This window comes from Allobosea sp. BK604, from assembly GCF_004341515.1.
GTDB lineage: Bacteria > Pseudomonadota > Alphaproteobacteria > Rhizobiales > Beijerinckiaceae > Allobosea.
Genome location: NZ_SLZF01000009.1, coordinates 232,307 through 254,802 on the forward strand (window position 1 = coordinate 232,307; position 22,496 = coordinate 254,802).

Genomic DNA, 22,496 nt, shown 5'->3' on the forward strand with positions numbered 1-22,496 from the left:
ATGAAATTCGACAAGCCTGCAACCGCGAACCCGATCGACCGCCTCCAGGTGATCGGACAGCCGCATGATCGCATCGACGGTGCCCGCAAGGTCACCGGCACAGCCCGCTACGCTTATGAGCAGCACGATGTCGTGCCCAACCAGGCCTATGGCTATGTGATCGGCGCCGGCATCGCCAAGGGGCGCATCGCTTCGATCGAACTCGACGCCGCGCGAAAGGCGCCAGGCGTGCTTGCGATCGTGACGGCGAAGGAGGCCGGCAATCTGAAGAAGGGCCCGCGCAACACCGCCCGCCTGCTCGCGGGACCGGAGGTGGAGCATTACCATCAGGCCGTCGCGCTGGTGGTGGCCGAAAGCTTCGAGCAGGCGCGCGCCGCGGCTAGCTTGATCAAGGTGGAGTATGCCGCGGCCAAGGGCGCCTTTGACCTCGCGGCCGCGAAGGACAGGGCCACGAAGCCCGAGGGCGACGACCCCAGTCTCAAAGACACCCATGTCGGCGACTTTGTGGACGCCTTCGCGAGCGCGCCGGTCAGCCTCGACGAGACCTACACGACGCCCGACGAGAGCCATGCGATGATGGAGCCCCATGCCACGCTCGCCGCCTGGGAAGGCGACAGGCTGACGCTCTGGACCGCCAACCAGATGGTCGCCTGGGGCGTGACGGACATGGCGACGACGCTCGGCATTCCCAAGCAGAACATCCGCATCGTCTCGCCTTTCATCGGCGGGGGCTTCGGCGGCAAGCTGTTCCTGCGTGCCGATGTGCTGCTGGCGGCGCTGGGCGCGCGCCTGGCGCAGCGGCCGGTCAAGGTGGCGCTGACGCGCCCGCTGATGGCCAACAACACGACGCACAGGCCGGCAACGATCCAGCGTATCCGGCTGGGCGCGACGAAGGAGGGGAAGCTCACCGCGATCGGCCATGAAAGCTGGTCGGGCGATCTCAAGGGCGGCGGGCCGGAGGTCGCGGTGCAGCAGACGCGGCTGCTCTATGCCGGCGCCAACCGGATGACCGCGATGCGTCTTGCCGAGCTCGACCTGCCGGAAGGCAACGCTATGCGCGCGCCCGGCGAGGCACCGGGCCTGATGGCGCTGGAAATGGCGATGGACGAGATGGCCGAGAAGCTCGGGATGGATCCGATCGCCTTCCGCCTCCTCAACGACACGCAGGTCGACCCGGAGAAGCCCGGGCGGCCCTTCTCGATGCGGCGGCTCGACGAGTGCTTCAAGCTCGGCGCGGAACGGTTCGGCTGGTCCCGTCGCTCGGAGCGGGTGGGCCAGATGCGCGAGGGTAACTGGCTGATCGGCCTCGGCGTCGCGACCGCCTTCCGCAACAACCTCGTGATGAAGTCGGGCGCGCGCGTCAGTCTCGACGCCGAGGGCATCGTCACGGTCGAGACCGATATGACCGACATCGGCACCGGCAGCTATACCATCATCGGGCAGACCGCCGCCGAGATGTTGGGCGTCGATCTCGAAAAGGTCGTGGTGAAGCTGGGAGATTCCGCCTTCCCCGTCTCGGCCGGATCCGGCGGGCAGTGGGGCGGCAACAGCTCGACGGCCGGCGTCTACGCAGCTTGCGTGAAGCTGCGCGAGGCCGTGGCGCAAAAGCTGGGCATCAACTCGACAGAGGCCGTCTTCGCGGGCGGCGAGGTGAAAGCCGGCAATCGCAGCCTCCCGCTGAAGAGCGCGGCAGAGGCCGGCCCCCTGACCGGCGAGGACACGATCGAATATGGCGATCTCGACGAGACGCACCAGCAATCCACCTTCGGCGCGCATTTCGTGGAAGTGGGTGTCGACGCGGCTACGGCCGAGACGCGGGTCAGGCGCATGCTGGCGGTGTGCGCGGCAGGGCGCATCCTCAACCCCAAAACCGCTCGCAGCCAGGTGATCGGCGCGATGACCATGGGGGCAGGCGCGGCGCTGATGGAGGAACTGGCGGTCGACAAGCGCCGTGGCTTCTTCGTCAACCACGACCTCGCCGGTTACGAGGTGCCGGTGCATGCCGACATTCCGCATCAGGACGTGGTCTTTCTCGACGAGGCAGACCCGATGTCCTCGCCGATGAAGGCAAAGGGCGTGGGCGAGCTCGGCATCTGCGGGGTCGGCGCTGCCGTGGCCAACGCCATCTACAACGCGACCGGCGTGCGCGTGCGCAACTACCCGATCACGCTCGACAAGCTGCTGCCCCGGATGCCGGAAGCCGCTTGAGTGGCTTTCGGTTATTCCTGGTCGTCGTCAAGCCAGCCGTTGCCCGTAAGGGATGCCGCGAGCGCATCCCGATTCAGCCGGGAATACGCGCGGATGTACGCGATGCCTCCGGTTCACGACGTGGCGCGGTTTCGGAAGTCACCCGGGAGTTCCGTCAGGAAGCCGTTTTGGCTTGAACATCCAGAGCTTTCGCCGGTGTCCATCACGATCGAGCAGCCATCCTCGGGCTGCTCGAAAGCGCCACGACTACGGTCGCCCCATCCGGACAAGATGGGCCAATTGCGGACGTTAAGGCTTGCCCGGAACCGGACATTCGGCAGCCACGAGATTGTGGCTTCTGACGTGAGCTGGCTGAAGGCTGAGCCCTGTAACCGAGAAGGCCCTGCTACCCAGGCTTGGCCGTGTCCAGAGCATTTCCGCGTTTCTCCGAATCGCTGAAATGCTCTATCTCTTTGTTTTGACACATTTTCTTTACGCGAACCGGTACCCACTTCGCTCGAAAATGCTCTAGCCTCAGCACAGTCGTCCCCGCGCCTCGATCGAGCAGCGCAACTCCTATCGCATCGGCGGGGTCAGGCAGCTTGCCGCGGCCTGACTCGAATTAGTTCAATGTATTTCTAGTTCGTATTTCGTTTAGTTTTGAAGTATAGCTCATGTATTATTGATGTTGCGAATCTATTCGCAGATGCATTAGAGCATCTACGCATAAATTCGGGGCTCGGTTATGAATAATAATTCAAAACTACTTACTCTCCTGGCGCTGCTATCATCGACAGCACTGGCGAACGCTCAGGCACAGCCGGGCGACGGGCGCTCGACTGAGCAGCCGATCTCGCTCGACCAGATCACGGTCACGGCCACGCGCACCGAGAAGCAGGTGCTCGACGTGCCCGGCGTGGTGAGCGTCATCTCACGGCAGGAACTGGACGAGCGGATGATCCGCGACACGCAGGATCTTGTCCGCTACGAGCCGGGCGTCAGCGTCAACCGCATCACCAGCGGTACGGATCCGTTTGGCAATTATGGCGGCTTCACCATTCGCGGCGTCGGCGGCAACCGCGTGCAGATGCAGGTCGACGGCTCCCGCGTCATCGAGCGCATCACCGACGGCAATCGTGACTTCGTCGATCTGCCCTTCATCAGGAGTGTCGAGATCGTCCGAGGGCCGGGCTCGGTGCTCTGGGGCGCCGATGCGTTGGGCGGCATCATCGCCTACCGCACGCTCGACCCGCAAGACCTGCTCAAGGGCAAGGATAAACCTTACGCGGTGCGTCTCAACACCGGCTATGACAGCCTCGATCGCTCCTTCGTGAAGACCGGCATTGCCGCCTTCAGGCTCACGCCCACGCTGGAAGCGATCTTCGGCGTCAGCCAGAAGACGGCGCAGGAAGCGAAGCTCGGCCGGGCGCGGGCCGATGGCGGACGCTGGGGCTGCCCGGTCCCGGCGCAGCGCTTCCTGCCCTGCAACCTGCTCAACCCACTCGACACCACGGTCTGGAACACGTTCGGCAAGCTCGTCTTCCAGCCTAACAGCGACCATACGATCAAGCTCACCGGCGAGTATTTCGACAGCGCTTCGACGGTGAATCAGCTTTATAATTTCAATGTCGTCAGCTCGGGCATCCGCAACGGCCCGAACATCCGAGACCAGCAGAAAACGCGCCAGCGCTATGCCATCGAGCACGACTGGACTGTCGGCGCGAGTTTCCTCGACTCGCTGCGCTGGCAGGCCTCGTTCTCGCCGCAGGAACGCACCTTCATCACCAACAACCTGCAGACGCTTGCCAATGGCCAGCAGCGCTTCACCCGCGGCCTGCTCGACTATTCCGAGAAGTTCTCGCAGCTCGACATCCAGGCCAAATCGAGCTTCGGGCTCGGCTCGAGCTTCCACCGCCTGACCTACGGTTTCCAGGGCGACGTCACCCGCACCGATTACGAGCGCCGCGACGATGTGAAGAACCTCGCCACAGGCGTCACCACCACCGCGATTGCCGGCGGCTTCAACTTCGCCAATTCGACCACCTCCCGCTACGATTTCTACCTGCAGGACGAGATCGAGCTGCTCGGCGGCCGTTGGACGATCACGCCGGGCCTGCGCTATGCCAATTACAATATCGATCCGCGCCCGGGCCCTGGCTATGTCTTCGTCCGGGGCAAGGAACCGCGTGAGCTCGACGCCCACCGGCTCATTCCGCAGATCGGCACCATCTTCAAGCTGGACGAGACCTATTCGGTCTATGCCCGCTATGCCGAGGGCTTCAAGATGCCGACGGCGCAGCAGCTCTACACCTCCCTCCCCTTCGGTACGCAGAACCTGATTCCGAATCCCGATCTGAAGCCCGAGAAAGTGAATTCCTACGAGGCCGGCTTCCGCGGCAGGTTCGCCGATGGCTGGTTCTCGATCGGCGCCTTCCATGCCAACTACAAGGACTTCATCCAGGAACTCTTCGAGGTCCCCGGCACGACAGATATCACCTCGCGCAACCTGGCGCGGGTGCAGATCTCCGGTATCGAGGCCTCGGCGGAATGGCGCTTCCACGAGCGCTGGCTCGCGAACTTCGCGTTCAGCTATCAGTACGGCAAGCAGCGTGTCGTGCAGGGCGCACCGGTGACGCCCTATAATGTCAGCCCGCTGAAGGTCGTGACCGGGCTCAAGTACCAGATGCCGGAATACGGGCTGGAAGCCGAAGTGATCAGCACCCTTGCGGCCGGCGCCACGCGGGCGAGCTCGCCGGCGATCTTCAAGCCGGGCGGCTATTCGGTCTTCGATGCCTACCTGAACTGGAAGCCGGCTTCCTTCATCACCCTGCGCGCCGGCGTCGAGAACATTTTCGACAGGCGCTACTTCGCCGATCTGGTCAGCCCGACCTACAACAGGGTGCCGGATACGATCGCCGTGGCCGGCACCAATCCGCTCGAATTGCAGACCGCGCCGGGCCGCACCTTCAAGCTCGCCGCGACCGCGGAATTCTGACCCTTGCCGTCACGCGGCCGTGCAATTGCTGCTGCGGCCGCGACGGGCGACGCTCCGGTTCGAGACCCCGGCGCGTCGCCTGCCCCTTTTCGAAAACCGAGATGACCGAAATGACCGAAATGACCAATCCGCGCGAGCGCCTCAGGCAAAGCCCTGCCGATATCCTGCCGAGCCTGCCCGCCATGGGCCGCGTCATGCTGAGCACCCGCTCGGGCGGCGCGACGCATGAGCGCATGGGCCTCGTCGAGGCCGTCACGATCGAGGGCGCCGAGGCCCGTCTGTCCGGCGCCTTTCACGACAGCCGCATCGATCTCGCCACGGTCGCGCGTCTCGTCGCCGACCGCACCAGCACGATGCGCGAGCGCGTGCTGCCGCGTCTCGAATGCCAGGACGTGCATGGCGAGGTGCTGTTCAGCCTGATCGGGCTCGACGGCCTGGAGCCGTTCGACAAGGCGCTGGCCTCCTTCGGCGCGGGCGAGGCGCTGGAACCGGTCGAGCGTGAGCGCGGCGGCGGCAGCCAGGATGTGCCGGAGGATGATCTTGGCGCACTCAGCTTCGCCGCGATCCTCGCCAGTGGCGAGGCGATCGCGATCGATGTCGAGCGCCCCGGCCTGTTCCAGCACTGGTCCGGAGCGCTGCCCGAGCCCAAGCCCGCCATGGGCTTCGTCAACATCATGCAGCCGGACTTCCACCTGCATCTGAAGGCTGGCGCGCTTGCCGGCTGGCTGCGCCGCGAGACGGCGGGCGGCATCGCGTTGCACGGGCTGGATGCGGAGGGGCAGGAAACCGGCCTTATCCTGCGTGGTCCCGCAGCGGCCTTCGCCAATGTGCCGAAGGTCGGCCCGGCCGATGGCTGAGCTCGTGCCCGAGCGGGATAACCTGGCGCATGCACGCGCGACCTGGCTTTGCCCGCAGTCCGGCCAGGCGCTGCCGCAAGGCGAGCTGATGCGCGCCATGGCGCAAAGGCGCGTGGTGTTGCTCGGCGAGACACATGACGTCGCCGAGATCCATCGCTGGCAGCTCCACGTCACGGCTTTCCTGCACATGCTGCGCCCGGCGCTGGCGGTTGGGTTCGAGATGTTCCCGCGCCGCGTCCAGGCCGTCCTCGACGCCTGGGTCGAGGGCGCGATGGATACGGCCGATTTCATCGAGCGCAGCGAATGGGCACAGGTCTGGGGTTTCGACCCCGAACTCTACCTGCCGCTCTTCCATTTCTGCCGCCAGCAGCGGGTGAAGATGCTCGCGCTGAATTGCGAGCGGCCGCTCGTCACGCGCGTCGGCCAGATCGGCTGGGAGGCGATCCCGGTCGAGGAACGCGACGGCGTGACGCCGGCTGCGCCGGCGACCGAGGCCTATCGGCGATATCTCACCTCGCTGATGTCGAGCGTCGCAGGAGAAGAGCGCCAGCCGGTCTCCGATCGCTTCGTCCGCGCCCAGCAGTGCTGGGACCGTGCCTTCGCCTGCCGGATCGCCGAGCATCTCGCCGAGGCGAAGGACGATCCGATCGTCATCGGCATCATCGGGCGCGGCCATCTCGAATACGGCCATGGCACGCCCCATCAGCTTCGCGATCTCGGCATCGCCGACGCCGCCGTGCTCCTGCCCACGGATCGAGCCGGACACGAGCCCGCGTCGCTCGCCGGCATCGCCGATGCCGTGTTCCGCCTCGACACGCCCGAGCCGCCGCAACCTCGGCGAAGCCTGCCGCGAGCCACATCGTGAGCCAGGTCCTCGCGCGCATCCGGACGCTGACGCGGCTCTGCATCGCAGGCCCGGGCGGCAAACTCGGCGCTGTCTATTTCGTGCTCGTCTTCGCGCTCGGTCTCGCGGGCGTGCAGGTCACGGTCCGGCTGATTTCCTGGACCGCGGATTTCTACAACGCGCTGCAGAAGCTCGACGTCGACGCGACACTCCGGCAGATTGCGATCTTCTTCGGCCTGATCGCGATCAGCGTCACGCTCTTCCTGACCGGCGCCTATTTGCGCAAGATGCTGCAGATCCGCTGGCGGCGGACCCTCACCGAGGCGGTCCTCGACCGCTGGCTTGCCGGCAAGGCCTATTGGCACCTGCGCGAGCGCACGGATCACGGGCTCGACAATCCCGACCAGCGCATCGCCGAGGATTGCCGCATCTTCGTCGAGAAGCTCACGGTGGAGGCGATCGAGCTGGTCACCAATATCGTCGCGCTCATGTCCTATGTCGCGATCCTGTGGTCGCTCTCGACCTTTCCGCTCTCCTTCAGCCTGTTCGGCCAGGCGGTCGAGATACCCCGCTACATGGTCTGGGCCGCGCCGTTCTATGTCGCCGTCGCGACCGGCGTCACCCATGCCTTCGGCCGGCCCCTCAAGGCACTCACCGTCGAGCAGCAGCGCCGCGAGGCCGATTTCCGCTTTGCGCTGACGCGGCTGCGCGAGCATGTCGAGGCCGTCGCGCTGGCCGATGGCGAGCCGGCCGAGCGCCGCCTGTTCCGCGAGCGCTTCCAGGCGATCGCGAGCAACTGGCGCAGCCTCGCCAATCGCGAGCTGATCCTCGGCTGCTTCACCCGGCCCTATTTCCAGACAGTCCTGCGCATCCCGCTGTTCCTGGCGCTGCCGGCCTATCTCGCCGGGCGGGTGACCTTCGGAGGGTTGATGCAGATCGGCTCCGCGTTCCAGAACGTCGTGACGACGCTGTCCTGGTTCATCTTCTCCTATCGCGACCTGACCGAGCTCGCCGCAGCCGCGAGTCGCCTTGCGCATTTCATCGAGGCTGCCGATGCCGCTGCAACGCCCGCGCCGCGCCCGGTACTGGCCCCCTCCCCCAGCGGCGGCCTGCACCTGCGCGATGTCGTCCTCGCCACACCCGCAGGACGCAGCCTCGCCCCGCTGCCCGACGTCGCGCTGGAGCCGGGACACAGCTACTGGCTCGCGGCTCCGTCCGGCCACGGCAAAAGCACGCTCGCAAAGGCTGTCGCCGGGCTGTGGGGTCATGGCGAAGGCGTGATCGAACGCCCGCACGGACGCCTTCTCGTCACGCCGCAGCAGCCCTATCTGCCGCTCGGCGGCCTGCGCGGCGCGCTGGCCTATCCGCAAGCGCCGGAGGCCTTCGCGGACACGGAACTGCGCGCTGCCCTCGCGACGGTCGGGCTCGAGGCCATGTGGGAGCTCGACGCGGCAGCCTGGGCCGATCTCAGGCGCGGCCTCTCCGGCGGCGAGCGCCAGCGCTTCGCCCTGGCACGCGCGCTCCTTCAGAAGCCGGACTGGCTGGTGCTCGACGAGGCGACGAGTGCGCTCGACCTCGATGCCGAGGAGCAGGTCCTGACGGCATTGCGGCGCGCCCTGCCGCAGGCGACGCTGGTGTTCATCGCCCATCGCGCCCCGCGCGGCATCGACGGGGTCCGCAAGATCGACCTCGTGCGTGCGTCCCGGCCGGAACCGCTATCGGGCGATATCCTGCCCCTGTCCGAGCGGCTAGGCTGAGCGGCTATCGGCGCGATTCTCCGTCATCGGCAGCCATGATCCGCATCCCGACCCTGGCCGGCCTTCGCGCCGGGCTGCACCGCCGTCTCACGGGCTGGGCGAATGTCCCGCGCCTGTTGCGCTCGCTATGGCGGGCAGGCCCGAAGCTCGCCAGCACCATCGCGCTGGTCCGGCTGCTGCGCGCGCTGCAACCGCCGGCGATGCTGTTCGTCGGCAAGCTGATCATCGACGAGATCGTGCTCCAGACACAGAGTCCAGCGCCGGGACCGAACCTGTCGGATTGGGTCGATAGCGGCAGGGCTTCGGCGCTCGCCGGCTGGATCTTCGTCGAGTTCCTGCTCGTCGCCGGCGGCAATGCGCTCACGCGCCTCGGCACCCTCGCGGAAAGCCTGCTCGCCGAGCGGCACGGCCACGCCCTCGGCGTCGAGCTTGTCAGGCAGGCCGCCCGGCTCGACCTCAAGGACATCGAGAGCAGCACCGCGCAGGACAAGCTGCAGCGGGCCAATGCCGCGACGATGCTGGGCAACCAGCTTCTCGCCACGCTGCTGAACCAGATGCAGAGCGCGGTCACCCTGCTCGCGCTGCTCGGTGGCCTGATCGCGTTCGCGCCCTGGCTCGTCCTGCTTCTGCTCGCCGCGTTGCTGCCGACCTTCCTGGTCGAAGCCCATTTCAATGCGCGGCAATACGAGGCGGCGTTGGCGCTGAGCCCCGAGCGCAGGCGGCTGAACTATTTCCAGCAGGTCGGCACGACCGCCTCCGCCGCCAAAGAGGTCAAGCTTTTCGACCTCGGCAATTATGTCGCGGAACGCCTGGCCGAGGTCGCCACGCGGATCGTGACGACGCACCGCCGGATCGCGACCCGCCGTGCGATCTGGAGCAGCGCGTCGGGAGCCGTCGGCTCGCTCGCCTATTATGGCGCCTATGCCGTGATCGCCTGGCGGGCGTTGACCGGAGCGATCAGCATTGGCGACTTGACCTTCCTCGCCGGCTCACTGATGCGGCTCAACGGCCTGTTCGAGGGGCTGGTGCTCGGGCTGACCCAGATCGCCTCGCAGACGCAGTATCTCAACGACTTATACGCCTTCATGGACATGCGCTCGGCGCTGGCGCCGCCGGCGAGCCCGCGCCCCTTTCCCGCTCCGCTGCGCGAAGGCGTGGTCTTCGAGAATGTCGGCTTCCGCTACCCGGGCACGGAGCGCTGGGCCCTGCGCAATCTCAGCTTTTCCCTCCCGGCCGGGGAGACGCTGGCGCTCGTCGGCGAGAACGGCGCCGGCAAGACGACGATCGTCAAGCTGCTGACCCGCCTCTACGAACCCGACGAGGGTCGCATCCTGGTCGACGGGCTCGACCTGCGCGAGATCGACCTCGCCGAACTCCGCGAGCATGTCGGCGCGATCTTCCAGGATTTCGTGCGCTACAACCTCACCACCTCCGACAATATCGGGATCGGCCGCGTCGCCGATATCGCCGACCGGGCCGGCATCGTCGCGGCGGCGCAAAAGAGCCAGGCCGACGCGCTCATCGCCAGCCTGCCCGGCGGCTACGAGCAGATGCTCGGCCTCTCGTTCATGGGCGGGCTCGATCTCTCCGGCGGCCAATGGCAGAAGCTGGCGATCTCCCGCGCCTATTTCCGCAATGCCGGGATCCTGATCCTCGACGAGCCGACGGCAGCGCTCGACGCCCGCGCCGAGGCCGAGATCTTCGAGCGCTTCCGCCATCTCGGCGAAAAGACGACCACGCTGCTGATCTCGCATCGCTTCTCGACCGTGCGCATGGCCGACCGCATCCTCGTCCTCGAGGGCGGGCAGATCCTTGAAAGCGGTAGCCATGCCGAGCTGATGGCCCGCGCAGGGCGCTATGCCGAGCTCTTCGAGCTGCAGGCTGCCGGGTATCAGAGCGAGCCGGCCTGAGCCGGCACGCCTCGCGACAGGCAACACCGCCTCGGCCGCGTCCGGGCGCGGCAGTGCGGCGCCTTGCCCTGCAACGGCCGTTTCGATAGGCATGCCGCCCGCGACGACTTCAGATGTCGAAGCATTCCAATCTGGACTTTGCCGTGCCTGCTCGTCACCGCGCCGACAGCCAGCGCTCCAGCGCCTATCGCCGCGATGTGCAGGTGACGCTCGGGCGTTTTCTCACCCGGCGGAAGCAGGCCCGCGCCGGGCTCAGCCTGTTGCTTGCCCTGTCCCTCTCGGCCTGCGCCGTCGGCCCCGACTACACGCCGCCTGTCATGCAGCTCCCGGAGAGCTGGAACTCGGCTGGCGCGAACGCCAAGGCGCCGCGGCCATCGGAATGGTGGCGCGGTTTCCGCGATCCCCAGCTGAATGCGCTGGTGGAGACGGCAATCGCGGGCAATCTCGAGGTCGCCCAGGCCAAGGCGCGTATCCGCGAAGCCCGCGCCGCGCGCGAGCAGGCCGTCGGCGCGCTCTTCCCGCAGGTCGATGCCGGGGCCTCGGGCACGCGCTCGCGCGTAGCCGGCGTGACACGCAACAGCTTCCGCGCCGGCTTCGACTCGTCCTGGGAGATCGATCTCTTCGGTGCGCAGGACCGGGCCGTCGAGGCCGCGACCTATGGCACCGATGCCGCCTTCGACGATCTCGACGGCGTCATGCTGACGCTGATCGGCGACGTCGCCTCGACCTATGTCGAGGCGCGCGGCCTGCAGGCCAGGATCGTTCTCGCCCGCAGCACCGCCAGAACGCAACGCGAGACGGAAGCCCTGACGCGCACGCGCTTCCAGGCCGGCGACATTTCCGCCATCGATACCAACCGGGCCACGGCTCAGGCGGCCAGCACCGAGGCGCAGATCCCTGCGCTGGAAACTGCGCTCGCCCAGAGCCAGCATCGCCTCGCCGTGCTCACCGGCCGGCCGCCCGCTGCCATGGTGCCTCCGCTCAAGCCGGGGGCGGCGGTCCCCTCGCCTCCGGCCCCGCCGCGCGCCGGCATTCCCGCCGACGTGCTGCGCCGCCGGCCGGACGTGCGCGCCGCCGAGCGGCTGCTCGCCCAGGCGACGGCCCGGATCGGCCAGGCGGAGGCTGCACGCTACCCCTCGGTCTCGCTGACCGGCAGCATCTCGACCTCGGCGCTGAAACTCGGCGACCTCGCCAAGAACAGTGCGATCGGCTGGTCGATCGGCCCGAGCCTGAGCGTGCCGATCTTCAATGGCGGCGAGCTCGCCGCTGCGGTCGACGCCGCCCGCGCCCGGCGCGACCAGTCCGACGCGACCTTGCGGCTCGCGGTCCTGACCGCGCTGCAGGATGTCGAGGACGGGCTCGTCGGGCTGCGGCAGGAGAAGCTTCGCCTGGCACGCCTCTCGGAAGCCGCCGCCGCCAATGCCGAGGCCGCCAGGCTCTCGCGCGCGCTCTACACGTCCGGCAATGCGAGCTTTCTCGACGTGCTTGACTCGGAGCGCTCGCTCTACAGCTCGCAGGAAGCCCAGATCCAGAGCCGCGTCGCGCTCGCCACGCAGTTCATTGCACTGAACAAGGCGCTGGGCGGCGGCTGGCTCAAGCCTGTCGATGTCTCCACTCCAGCCGTCATCGACGGCCAGACCGGCCCGCGCCTGCGCATCATCCCGATCGAGGAGCCGCAACCATGAGGCTGCGCCGCCTTGTTCTCCCCATCCTGATCGTCGCGGCCGCCGGCGGCTTCTATCTCTGGCAGTCGCGCCAGGCAGCCAAAACGGAAACCATCAGCCTCCCGAGCGTGGAGGCCGTGATCGGCGATGTCGAGGAGGCAGTGCTCGCCTCGGGCGCGCTGGAGCCGGTTCGCCAGGTCAGCGTCGGCGCGCAGGTCTCGGGCCGGCTGATCTCGCTGAAAGTCAAGCTCGGCCAGAACGTCGCGGCGGGCGATCTGATCGCCGAGATCGACGGCGTCACCCAGCAGAACGCCCTGCGCTCGGCCGAGGCCGATCTCGCCGCGCTGCAGGCCCAGCGCGACGAGCGCCGCGCCAGCCTGGCCTATGCCGAGTCGGTGCTCGCCCGCCAGAAGCAGATGGTCGGCCAGAACGCCGTCTCCCGGGACGCCTACGAGAATGCCGAGATGACCGTGCGCACCACGCGCGCGCAGATCGAGGCGCTCGATGCGCAGATCGTCTCCGGTCAGGTCAAGGTCGAGACCGCGCGCGCCAATCTCGGCTACACCCGCATCACCGCGCCCAGCGCCGGCACAGTGCTCGCCATCGTCACGCTGGAGGGCCAGACGGTGAACGCGGTGCAGTCGGCGCCCACCATCGTCGTGCTCGGCGATGTCTCGACCATGACGATCAAGGCCAAGATCTCCGAAGCCGACGTGCTGCGGGTGAAGCCCGGCCAGGAGGTCTATTTCAGCGTGCTCGGCGCGCCGGACCAGCGCTTCCCCGGCAAGATCTCCTTCGTCGAGCCCGCCCCCGATACGCTGAAGACGCAGAATGCCAGCTCGTCCTCGCTGGCGAGCAACAGCAGCAGCGCCGCCACGACGACGGCGGTCTACTACAATGCGCTTTTCGAGGTGCCCAATCCGGACGGGCGCCTGCTGACTTCGATGACCGCGCAGGTCACCGTCGTCGTCGGCCGCGCGCGCGCCGTCGTTACCGTGCCCTCGACCGCGATCCGCCGCCGCGGCGAGAATGCCTTCGTCGACGTCCTCGGCGAGGAGGGCAGGCCCGCGCCGCGCAAGGTCACCGTCGGGCTCGACAACAAGATCGTGGCGGAGATCAGCTCCGGGCTGAAGGCGGGCGAACGCGTCGTCACCACCCGCAATTCCGGCGGCCCCGACGCGACGCGCCCTGCGCGAGCCCGCCGCTCGCCCTTCGGGTTCTGAGCATGGGCGTGCCCCTCATTCGCCTGACCGGCGTCCGGCGCGATTTCGGCAGCGGCGAGGCCACGGTCGCGGCGCTGGACGGCGCCGAACTCATCATAGAGGCCGGCGAGATGGTGGCGATCGTCGGCCAGTCCGGCTCCGGCAAGTCGACGCTGATGAACATCATCGGCTGCCTCGACCGGCCGACCGGCGGCGTCTACGAGATCGACGGCCGCCCCACCCGCGAGCTCGACCCCGACGAACTGGCGCGGCTCCGGCGCGAGTATTTCGGCTTCGTCTTCCAGCGCTACCACCTGCTCTCGGAGTTAACGGCGCTCGCCAATGTCGAGGTACCGGCGATCTATGCCGGCATCCCCGCCGGGCCGCGCCAGAGCCGGGCGGCGACGTTGCTGGACCGGCTCGGCCTCGGCAGCCGCAAGACGCATCGCCCCTCCGAGCTGTCCGGCGGCCAGCAGCAGCGCGTCTCTGTCGCGCGGGCCCTGATGAACGGGGCGCGCGTCCTGCTTGCCGACGAACCGACCGGCGCGCTCGATCGCCGCAGCGGCGAGGAGATGCTGGCGCTGATCGAGGAGCTCAACCGCGAGGGGCACACGGTCATCCTCGTCACCCACGACATGAACGTCGCGGCCCGGGCGCAGCGCATCATCGAGCTGAGTGACGGCCGCATCATCTCCGACCGCCGTACCGCTCCGAGTTCACAGGCAGTGCCGCCGCCTTCGCCGGTACCGCCGCCGTCAGGACGCCTGCGCGCCGCCTGCGGCCGGCTCAGCGAGGCCTTCGGCATGGCCTTGCGCGCCATGGCGGCACATAAGCTGCGGACGACGCTGACCATGCTCGGCATCGTCATCGGCATCGCCGCCGTGGTCAGCGTCGTCGCGCTCGGCGAGGGCGCGCGCCAGCGCGTGCTGGCGAACATCTCCGGCCTCGGCACCAACACGCTGGAAATCTTCCCCGGCGCCGGCTTCGGCGATCTCCGCTCCGGCAGGGTCCGCACCCTCACCGTGCCCGATGCGCAGGTTCTCGCCAGCCAACCCTATGCCGCGAGCGTCACGCCGACTGTGACGACGAGCGCGACGATCCGCCTGGGCAGCGTCGAGGCGAACGCCCAGGTCAACGGCGTCAGCGAGCGCTATTTCGACGTGCGCGGCAGCGTCCTGGCGCGCGGCTCCTTCTTCGATGCGCGCGACGTCCGCAGTCTGGCGCAGGATGTCGTGATCGACGAGAACGCCCAAGGCGTGCTGTTCCCGCAGGCCGGCGCCAATCCGATCGGCAGCATCATCCTGATCGGCTCCGTGCCCTGCCGGATCGTCGGCGTGGTGCGACAGCAGCAAGGCGGCTTCGGCGGCAGCCAGAACCCGCAGGTCTTCCTCCCCTACACCACCGTCCAGGGCCGCTTCCTCGGCGACCTCTCCCTGCGCAGCATCACGCTGCGCGTCGATGACGAGACCCCGATGGCTGCGGCACAGGAGGCGGTGACCGAGCTGCTGACCCACCGCCACCGCACCAAGGACTTCTTCATCCTGAACCAGGACGAGATTCGCAACACCATCACGAGCACGACCGCGACCATGACCCTGATGATCTCCTCGATCGCGGTGATCTCCCTTCTGGTCGGCGGTATCGGCGTCATGAACATCATGCTGGTGTCGGTGATCGAGCGCACCAGCGAGATCGGCCTGCGCATGGCGGTCGGCGCCAGGCGCAGCGACATCCTCCAGCAATTCCTGATCGAGGCTTCGCTGGTCTGCTTCATCGGCGGAGCGCTCGGCGTGGCGCTCGCGCTCGCCGTAGGCTTCGGCTTCGAGCTTTCCGGCTCGCAGCTCAGCTTCATCTATTCCACCGAGGCCTTCGTCGCGGCGATCGCCTGCTCGACGCTGATCGGCCTCATTTTCGGCTTCCTGCCCGCCCGCAATGCCGCGCGGCTCGATCCCATTACGGCGCTTGCGCGCGACTAGAGCATTTCCGCGCTGCTCCGAACCGCGAAAATGCTCTATCCCTTTGTTTTAACGCATTTTCTTCGCGCGAACCGGTGCCCACTTCGCGCGAAAATGCTCTGGGGTCCGTAGGCCTGAGATCGTTTGGCATCACGCCTCGGGCCGAGCGTTCGACGATGGCTGTCAGTTCAGGCCGTGATGCCCCGCGAAACGGCCCTTTTCGCCAGTGTTCCAGGGGGCCGAATGGCGCGAGACGAGCCCTGGCTTCGCGACTGATTTGAGCAGGCGGCGTCAAGTTGCCGTGGACCAGCGACGGTGTCAGCAGGGTACCAAAGAGGATACTATCCAAATGGGGTAGTGGTATTCCCGGTTTCAGATCTACAGAATAACTGTGAGATGAGCACGGGTCGCCGCCCGCCAGAGGCAATAGAAAGTTGCGATCCTCTCTTAAATCGAACGATACTCGACGCATATGACACCTCGAATGACCGATACCGCAAGATAAACTCAGTTGAAAACATGAATATTTTCCGGGCGGTGTTCAGATACAGTCAATCTCGGATTTCGGAGATCCTTCGAGCGATTGGCTTCACTTTCGATCGCTGCGCATTCATCGTCGCTACTCGCGTCGCGCGCTGCTCCCAGTCGAGCGCATTAATTAAGACTTCATTAATTCCTTGCCGAAAAGATTAACAATGTATTAACTGGGCGCGAGGGCGGCGAATGGTCGCTTGCCCCACCTTGGAAAAACAGGGGAGCCCCCCGTGAAAAGAGTAACCGCGTTGATGCTGGCACTCGCCAGCTCGACTTCGCTCGCCTATGGGGCAAGCAACGAGTCATTCATCGGGCAAGTTGGAGCTAAAAACGACGCTCTCGTCGGACAGACCGGCGGCAACAACCGTCAGGGCACGGTCCAGCTCGGAGCCCGCAACCAGGCTGTGACCTCCCAGTCGGGGGCCGGCACCGACAATACCAACGAATCCGGCGTGGTGCAGATCGGCGTCCGCAATGGTGCGGCGGTCGGCCAGACCGGCGGCAACAACCGCCAGGGCACGCTGCAGGTTGGCGCACGCAACTATGCGGCCACGTCCCAGAAGGGCGTCAGCACTGCCGATCGCCTGAACCGCTCCGGCACCGCTCAGTTCGGCGCCCGCAACGCCTCGGTCGTCGGCCAGGACGGCGGCAACAACACGCAGAACACGCTTCAGGTCGGCGCCGGCAACAACGCCCTGACCGGCCAGGCCACCAACAAGCGCGGCGGCACCAACAACTCGACGGTCGCCTCGTTTGGTGCGCGCAACAGCGCGACGGTCTCGCAGACCTCGACCGGCTACGACAGCAACAGCCCGAGCCAGCGCGGCCAGGGTGGCGATAACCGCTCGGCCATCCTGCAGGGCGGCACCGCCAACGTGGCGCTGACCGGCCAGAACGCCAATGGCGGCAAGGGCATGACCGGGGTCGACAACAACTCGGCCGTCCTGCAGTTCGGCGCGCGCAACTATGCGCTGACCAGCCAGGCGGGCGAGCGCACCACCGGCGGCGCCTCGAACGATTCGTTCACCGGCCAGTTCGGCAACCGGAACGCCTCGGTCGTCGGCCAGGACGGCGGCAACAACAGCCAGGGCACGCTTCAGTTCGGCAACCGGAACGCTTCGACCACCGGTCAGCTCGCCAGCGCGCTCGCCGGCACCAACGACGCGCTGACGCTGCAGGCCGGCAATGGCAACAGCTCGGTCACGTCGCAGAAGACGACCGGCGCCGCGGCGGAAAGCGGTCCGTTCACCTTCACGCCTCTGCTGTTCGGCTCTCCGACCACCGTCAACCGGCCGGGCTACAAGGCAGCCTATGAGGGCGGCACCAACGCGGCGGCAACGATCCAGGCCGGCAATGGCAACATTGCATTGACCGGGCAGGATGCCAGCGGCGCGCGCGCGCCATCGACCGAGCTGGGCTTCAATGGCAGCAAGTTCGGCACGTTCACCTCGCCCTATGGCACGGGTCTGGACGGTGTCGACAACAATGCGCTGACGGTGCAGGTCGGCAAGGAGAACTTCGCCTCGACCTCGCAGAGCGGGGCGCGTTCGGCTCTCGCCATTCCCGGCTCGAACGACTCGTTCGTCGGCCAGTTCGGCGTCGGCAACTCCGCCGTTGTCGGCCAGACCAACGGCATGAACGGCCAGGCGACCCTGCAGGCCGGTAACCGCAACGCCGCATTGACGTCGCAGAGCAACACCAGCGCCGCGCTCAGCGGCACTCAGAACGCCGCTGCGACGATCCAGGCCGGTGCGCGCAACAACGCGCTCACCAGCCAGGTCGCCAACCCGCTCGCGGGCGGCCTCAACGGCTCGCTGATCGTCCAGCTCGGCGCCGACAACCAGGCGGTCGCCGCGCAGTCGACCGGCCTTCAGCCGATGATCGGCGCGAACCTGCAATCGACCGTCCAGGCCGGTGTCGGCAACTATGCCACCACCTCGCAGGTCTCGGCGGCGGGCCTGACCAACACCTCGGTCACCGCCCAGTTCGGCTACAAGAACACGGCAGTCACCGTGCAGAAGTGATCGACAGGGAGGCGGCGGGACGATCCCCGCCGCCTTTTCTTCCTCGCTTTGGGCGGAGCGTGGTCATGTGGTGCGATAGAGTCTCCAGCAGTCGGACTGCTGCCATCGCGGCGTTGCCGCTTCTGATGGCGAGCCTCGCCATGTCCTCGGCGGGCGCCGAACCGGCCGGGCCTTCGCCGGGTGACGCCAAGCTGCGTTGCGACATCATCGGCCAGGATCTCGGCACGGGCTATCGCCTGAAGGCACTCGCCCGCACGGCGCAGGCCGACAGGGGCGAGTACCAGTTCATGGTGCTGAAGCAGAGCGCGAGCGGCACCAGCCAGAACATGCAGAGCGGCGCATTCAGCATCGAGTCGAGCGGGGAGCAGATCCTCACCGCGGTCGTGCTCGAACGCTCCGCGCAGGGGCATGTGCGGGCCGAGCTCGCCATTGAAACCGATCACGGGAGCGTCACATGCAATTTCCCCTGACCCGTGCGCGATCGGGCCTGGTCGCAGCCTTCCTCGCAACGATCGCTTCAGGACCGGCTGCGGCGGAATCGGCCTATATCCAGCAAAGCCAGGCGACGGCGATGCTGCCTGCCATCGGCGTGCCGGTGCCGCAGCAAACGATCCCGCGTCCGGGCTTTGCCGGCGTCCCTGCGCCAAGCCTCCAGCGTTTCACGCCGGAAGCAAGCGTCGCCGCCGGCAACAATCTGGCGCGGACGCTGCAGATCGGGGCGCTCAACCAGGTCGCCCAGATCCAGGCAGGCGCGAACAATGTCTCGACGGTCGGCGTCATCGCGGGGCAACTGAACAATGTCGGCGTCGTGCAGGCCGGAAACAATCTGAGATCGAATCTCGTCCTGCTCAACACACAGGGCCTGTCCGTCGGCGTCTTGCAGCCGAACGGCTCGGCGCCGGTCAACATGCTGATCGCAAGACTGCCGAATGGAGCGCTGCTCATCAAGCGCTGACGTCCATGCCTGTTCCAACGACACCGGGGTACCGAGATGACGAAGCCAGTTCTGCTATTCCTATCGATCGCCGCGAGCGCGCTGTTGCCGGCAAGTGTCTTTGCCGGCGAGCAGATCTACCGGCCGACAAACCCGACCTTCGGCGGCAATGCGCTGAATGGCAGCTTCCTGCTCTCGACAGCGCAGGCGCAGGGCAAGGGCGTCAAGTCCGGGCAGCAATCACCCGATCTGTCCGGATTGAACGAGGCGCTGAGCAATATCGGCAACAATACCGGCTCGACTCCCGTCGTCGTCATTGGTGGCAACGGCCTTCCGGTGGTTCCTTCCAATCCTTGATGGCGGTTCCGGTCGGGGGGCTGGAGCTGACACAACTGATACAGGTTCGACGGCGTCATGATTTCGTTTTCGTTGCGTATGGCCGGCGCGCTCACACTCGCGTTGGCAACGAGTGGTTGCGTGCTTACGGGAACCGCGAGCGATCCGATCGCTCAGCCTGCGACAATGGTGCAGGATACCAAGACCGGTGTCGTGCTCGATGCCCTGCCGCCGCCGGTGCAGAGGCTCGATGTCGCGGTCTACAGCTTTCCTGACCTGACCGGGCAGAACAAGCCGAACGACAATTTCGCCGAGTTCTCCCGGGCGGTCACGCAGGGTGGATCGGCGGTCCTGTCTGATGTACTGACCAAGGCCGGCAACGGCGCCTGGTTCAACGTCATCGAGCGCAACGATCTGCAGCCCCTGCTCCAGGAGCGGCAGATCATCCAGAACACGCGCACCGCGGTGGATGGGCGCCACGCGCAGGGTCTGCCACCGCTCCGTTTCGCCGGAATCCTCCTGCAGGGCGGGATCATCGGCTACGATACCAACGAGACCACTGGCGGTATCGGCGCCAATTATCTCGGTATCGGTGGCAACACCCAGTACCGGCAGGACATCGTCACGGTTGCGCTGCGCGCAGTCAGCGTCCAAACCGGCCGTGTCGTCGCATCCGTCACCACCACCAAGACGATCTATTCGGTGCTCGTCCAGGGCAGTGCCTTCAAATTCGCCAAGGTCGATCACCTCTTGCAGGTCGAGGCGGGCTTCACCAAGAATTCGCCGGGAACACTTGCGGTCCGCGAAGGCGTGCAGCTGGCCGTCTACGCTCTCATCTTCGAGGGCGTGAAGGCCAAGCTCTGGGATTTCGCAAACCCGACAGCGGGTGCGGCCTTCATGCGGGCTCTCGATGAACAGAAGAAGGCGGTGAACTTCGATCTTCAATCGGCCGAGGTGCAGGCAGCGCCCACCAAGACATCGGCGTTGCCCGCCGCGGAGGCGCCGCCACCGCGTTCCTGACAGGCCACTTCGCTCCGCGCATGGCCGGCTTCCAGTCGTGCGACGGCGATGTCAGCGCGATAGCGGACGCGATTGCTGGGTTGCCGTGTAGCATGCCTGGCTGTCAGCATTCTGTTGTCCGCAGGTGGCTGGAGCGGCAGGGCCGCCGCCGTTGCCCGCCAGGCCTGGTTTCAACTTGGCCGGCGCCGCGCCGCCATCCGTGCGCACCCGCCCGCTGACCTGGGCCACCCTGGCCTCGGGCGCGATCGCTCGCCCGGTGACGACGCCGGTTCGGGCCTTGGGTGAAACGGGCGCCGCGGCATGTTGAACGCAGCCCGAGAGCAGGCTCGTAGCGGCGGCGACGGCCGCAATCGAAATCAAGCGCTGCATATGTGCTCCCTTCGGGCGGCCTCGCTGGCGCCAGTTCTGAAGCGACCGGGGCAAGAGCTTCCACTCGCGCTCAACAGTGCAAGATGATTGCACTAACCGATCCTTCACGCATCCGCGGAATATTGGCATCTCACACAGAGGTCTGTCCAATGTTCAAGACGAGCGCGCCGGTTTTTCTTTGCTGCACAGCCCTGCTCTCCGCCGCACCGGCCATTGCGGCCGAAGCCTTCGTGCAGCAGGCGACGTTCCGGCAGGTCGCCAACGAGAAGGCTTCGCGTGCCGCTTCCTTGCTGAGCAACCCGATCCCGTTGTCGCAGGCCAAGGCCCTGGCATTGCCCCCGGTCCAGAACAGCGCGGGCCAGGACCAGAATAGCGCCCGCATCGTCCAGACCGGCAGCCAGAATCAGGCCGTCATCGCGCAGCAGGGGGCGGGAAACTACGCACTCGTCACTCAGCGGGGGCAGGGAAATGTCGCCATGGTCTCGCAAACCGCGCGAGCCCGCTAAATCCTTAAGGCCGCGCCTTCATTTGCTCACGACCCGCAGCGAGCCGATCTTCAGCTCTTCGGGATCGTCGTCAACGAGCGCGCGCACGCTGATCAGCCCGGGGGCGAGAATTTCCAGGGGCGTGAAGATCAGGCTCGCAGCGGCGACGATGAAGCGCGGCACCTTTTCCACGGTGCCCATCTCCTCGATGATGCGTCCCTGAACGGCCTCGTCCGGCGCCTCGATCGGCTCGCTCGCGATCGGGTCGCTCAATGTCGGCGCATAGCAGCGCGCGAGAATGGACCGAAACGGCTGGTGAGCCGGCGACAGGATGTGGAGGTGAACGCAGAATTTCGGCAGCACGAAGGGAAAACTCTGCGGAACGAACATCACCGCGTTGTAGCAACCGACAAAACTCAGCTTCCCACCCACTTCGTTGCGAATATCATCGCAGAAAATCGAGTACCCGTAGCGGTTCATCGGTCTACTTCGCGCTCGCGGGGGATCGGATACGCATGGCCGGACGCGACGGCAATGTCGAACTGCTGGAGGCTTCGCCGATCGTCCGCGTATCGGTCTCGAGCGTTGCCGTGTCGCTGAATTGGTTCTGGCCGGGGCGGTCGCTCTTTGGCCGCAGCTCGAAGACGATCTCGCGATCGAGCGCCCAGGCCATCCCGGATATCACCCGCAATGAAAGTGGCGCGCTGCCGCTGAGCTGACGATTCAATTCGGTTCGCGACATGCCCAGCTTCTGGGCGAGTGCCTGCTGCGTCAGGCCGCCATCCTTCCGTTCCACCAGTGCCTTCAGCAACTCCCCCCTTACACCTCCGATGAACCGACTTGCCGCAATTGACCTTGCCCCGATGTCAAAGCGAAAGAACTTCACTTGGGTCGACCTCCGTAACGCAAAGCGATTTTTCTATGCCTAGCTCACGTCGGAGTCGCCTTATCTCCAGGCGGTAGCCACGATAAAGGTCATGGTCCTTGACCTTATCTGCCCAATCACCAAAGACCGCTACGAAACAATCTTTCATCATGAACCAGCCGAATATTCGGGTGTCCGGAGTCTTCAGCTCCCAGACGGCGTTGGGCTCGGAACGAATGAACCTGAATTGCCGTGAGTAGACAAGTGGTTTTCCGCTCACAAACGTGTAAAAAATGCTCTCTATCTGCTCAATGGGAGTAAGATCGGAACCTATAGGAGACTTTTCTATTGACTTCGCCTGTTCGCCCAACCACGCGATGAAAGTCGGCGTCGCGTAAAGCAAGCGCATCGGCTGCTCGCTTTTGTCAAGTGCGACCGTGATCGGGATGATCACGCCGCGATCGACCAGGCTCGATATCGTTGTCATTACTTCCAGGATTTGTTGAAATACAATCTCCGATCTGACTACGCAGATGCCCTGCCCGCATCGAACAACTA

The 22,496-nt window shown here is 66.2% G+C and carries 19 protein-coding genes; 15 read left to right on the plus strand and 4 right to left on the minus strand.

Annotated elements, in window-relative coordinates:
• The 14 genes from paoC to EV560_RS26245 all read left to right on the plus strand — a co-directional run bounded on the left by paoC (position 1) and on the right by EV560_RS26245 (position 20,219).
• The gene (paoC, locus tag EV560_RS26185; RefSeq protein ID WP_131858772.1) at positions 1-2,208 is read left to right on the plus strand and encodes an aldehyde oxidoreductase molybdenum-binding subunit PaoC; all 2,208 of its coding nucleotides are present in this window, start codon (positions 1-3) and stop codon (positions 2,206-2,208) included.
• 724 nt (positions 2,209-2,932) lie between these two features.
• Positions 2,933-5,182, plus strand: coding sequence for a TonB-dependent hemoglobin/transferrin/lactoferrin family receptor (locus tag EV560_RS26190; protein ID WP_131858773.1), 2,250 nt, complete (start codon positions 2,933-2,935; stop codon positions 5,180-5,182).
• 101 nt (positions 5,183-5,283) lie between these two features.
• The gene (locus tag EV560_RS26195) at positions 5,284-6,039 is read left to right on the plus strand and encodes a ChuX/HutX family heme-like substrate-binding protein (RefSeq protein WP_131858774.1); all 756 of its coding nucleotides are present in this window, start codon (positions 5,284-5,286) and stop codon (positions 6,037-6,039) included.
• The gene (locus tag EV560_RS36130; protein WP_207908121.1) at positions 6,032-6,904 is read left to right on the plus strand and encodes a ChaN family lipoprotein; all 873 of its coding nucleotides are present in this window, start codon (positions 6,032-6,034) and stop codon (positions 6,902-6,904) included. The genes EV560_RS26195 and EV560_RS36130 overlap by 8 nt, the downstream gene beginning before the upstream one ends.
• Positions 6,901-8,640, plus strand: a complete 1,740-nt coding sequence (locus EV560_RS36735; protein ID WP_207908122.1) for an ABC transporter ATP-binding protein/permease — start codon at positions 6,901-6,903, stop codon at positions 8,638-8,640. The genes EV560_RS36130 and EV560_RS36735 overlap by 4 nt, the downstream gene beginning before the upstream one ends.
• Before the next feature lie 35 nt (positions 8,641-8,675).
• Positions 8,676-10,550 carry an ABC transporter ATP-binding protein gene (locus tag EV560_RS26205; protein ID WP_131858776.1) on the plus strand — a complete coding sequence of 625 codons (1,875 nt, stop codon included), beginning with the start codon at positions 8,676-8,678 and terminating at the stop codon, positions 10,548-10,550.
• A 143-nt stretch (positions 10,551-10,693) separates the two neighbouring features.
• Positions 10,694-12,235, plus strand: coding sequence for an efflux transporter outer membrane subunit (locus EV560_RS26210; RefSeq protein WP_248312216.1), 1,542 nt, complete (start codon positions 10,694-10,696; stop codon positions 12,233-12,235).
• The gene (locus tag EV560_RS26215) at positions 12,232-13,437 is read left to right on the plus strand and encodes an efflux RND transporter periplasmic adaptor subunit (protein ID WP_131858778.1); all 1,206 of its coding nucleotides are present in this window, start codon (positions 12,232-12,234) and stop codon (positions 13,435-13,437) included. The genes EV560_RS26210 and EV560_RS26215 overlap by 4 nt, the downstream gene beginning before the upstream one ends.
• 2 nt (positions 13,438-13,439) lie before the next feature.
• Positions 13,440-15,392: a MacB family efflux pump subunit gene (locus tag EV560_RS26220; RefSeq protein WP_131858779.1), complete on the plus strand. Its 1,953-nt coding sequence runs from the start codon at positions 13,440-13,442 to the stop codon at positions 15,390-15,392.
• A gap of 743 nt (positions 15,393-16,135) precedes the next feature.
• The gene (locus EV560_RS26225) at positions 16,136-17,929 is read left to right on the plus strand and encodes a beta strand repeat-containing protein (protein ID WP_248312217.1); all 1,794 of its coding nucleotides are present in this window, start codon (positions 16,136-16,138) and stop codon (positions 17,927-17,929) included.
• A 140-nt stretch (positions 17,930-18,069) separates the two neighbouring features.
• On the plus strand, positions 18,070-18,399 hold the full coding sequence (gene csgH / locus EV560_RS26230) for a curli-like amyloid fiber formation chaperone CsgH (RefSeq protein WP_131858780.1): 330 nt from the start codon (positions 18,070-18,072) through the stop codon (positions 18,397-18,399).
• Complete coding sequence (locus tag EV560_RS26235; RefSeq protein WP_131858781.1) at positions 18,384-18,884, plus strand: hypothetical protein; 501 nt, start codon at positions 18,384-18,386, stop codon at positions 18,882-18,884. The genes csgH and EV560_RS26235 overlap by 16 nt, the downstream gene beginning before the upstream one ends.
• A 36-nt stretch (positions 18,885-18,920) precedes the next feature.
• Positions 18,921-19,220, plus strand: a complete 300-nt coding sequence (locus EV560_RS26240; protein WP_131858782.1) for a curli assembly protein CsgF — start codon at positions 18,921-18,923, stop codon at positions 19,218-19,220.
• Between the two features lie 57 nt (positions 19,221-19,277).
• Positions 19,278-20,219, plus strand: a complete 942-nt coding sequence (locus EV560_RS26245; protein ID WP_465247040.1) for a CsgG/HfaB family protein — start codon at positions 19,278-19,280, stop codon at positions 20,217-20,219.
• Positions 20,220-20,270: 51 nt separating this feature from the next.
• Here EV560_RS26245 and EV560_RS26250 read toward each other — a convergent pair whose 3' ends face one another.
• A complete protein-coding gene (locus EV560_RS26250) occupies positions 20,271-20,588 on the minus strand; it encodes a hypothetical protein (protein ID WP_131858783.1) in 318 nt (105 codons plus the stop codon).
• Between the two features lie 149 nt (positions 20,589-20,737).
• Here EV560_RS26250 and EV560_RS26255 point away from each other — a divergent pair, with 149 nt between their 5' ends.
• Positions 20,738-21,094 (plus strand): curlin repeat-containing protein, encoded by a 357-nt coding sequence (locus EV560_RS26255; protein WP_165923633.1) that lies wholly within the window; start codon positions 20,738-20,740, stop codon positions 21,092-21,094.
• Positions 21,095-21,112: 18 nt separating this feature from the next.
• Here the strand turns inward: EV560_RS26255 and EV560_RS26260 are convergent, their stop codons facing one another.
• From EV560_RS26260 to EV560_RS26270, 3 genes are read right to left on the minus strand one after another with little or no spacing between them, the layout of a single operon-like run.
• A complete protein-coding gene (locus EV560_RS26260) occupies positions 21,113-21,553 on the minus strand; it encodes a hypothetical protein (RefSeq protein WP_131858785.1) in 441 nt (146 codons plus the stop codon).
• 4 nt (positions 21,554-21,557) lie between these two features.
• Complete coding sequence (locus EV560_RS26265) at positions 21,558-21,884, minus strand: helix-turn-helix domain-containing protein (protein WP_165923634.1); 327 nt, start codon at positions 21,882-21,884, stop codon at positions 21,558-21,560.
• Positions 21,885-21,939: 55 nt separating this feature from the next.
• Positions 21,940-22,425, minus strand: coding sequence for a hypothetical protein (locus EV560_RS26270; RefSeq protein ID WP_131858787.1), 486 nt, complete (start codon positions 22,423-22,425; stop codon positions 21,940-21,942).
• Positions 22,426-22,496: the final 71 nt, after the last annotated feature.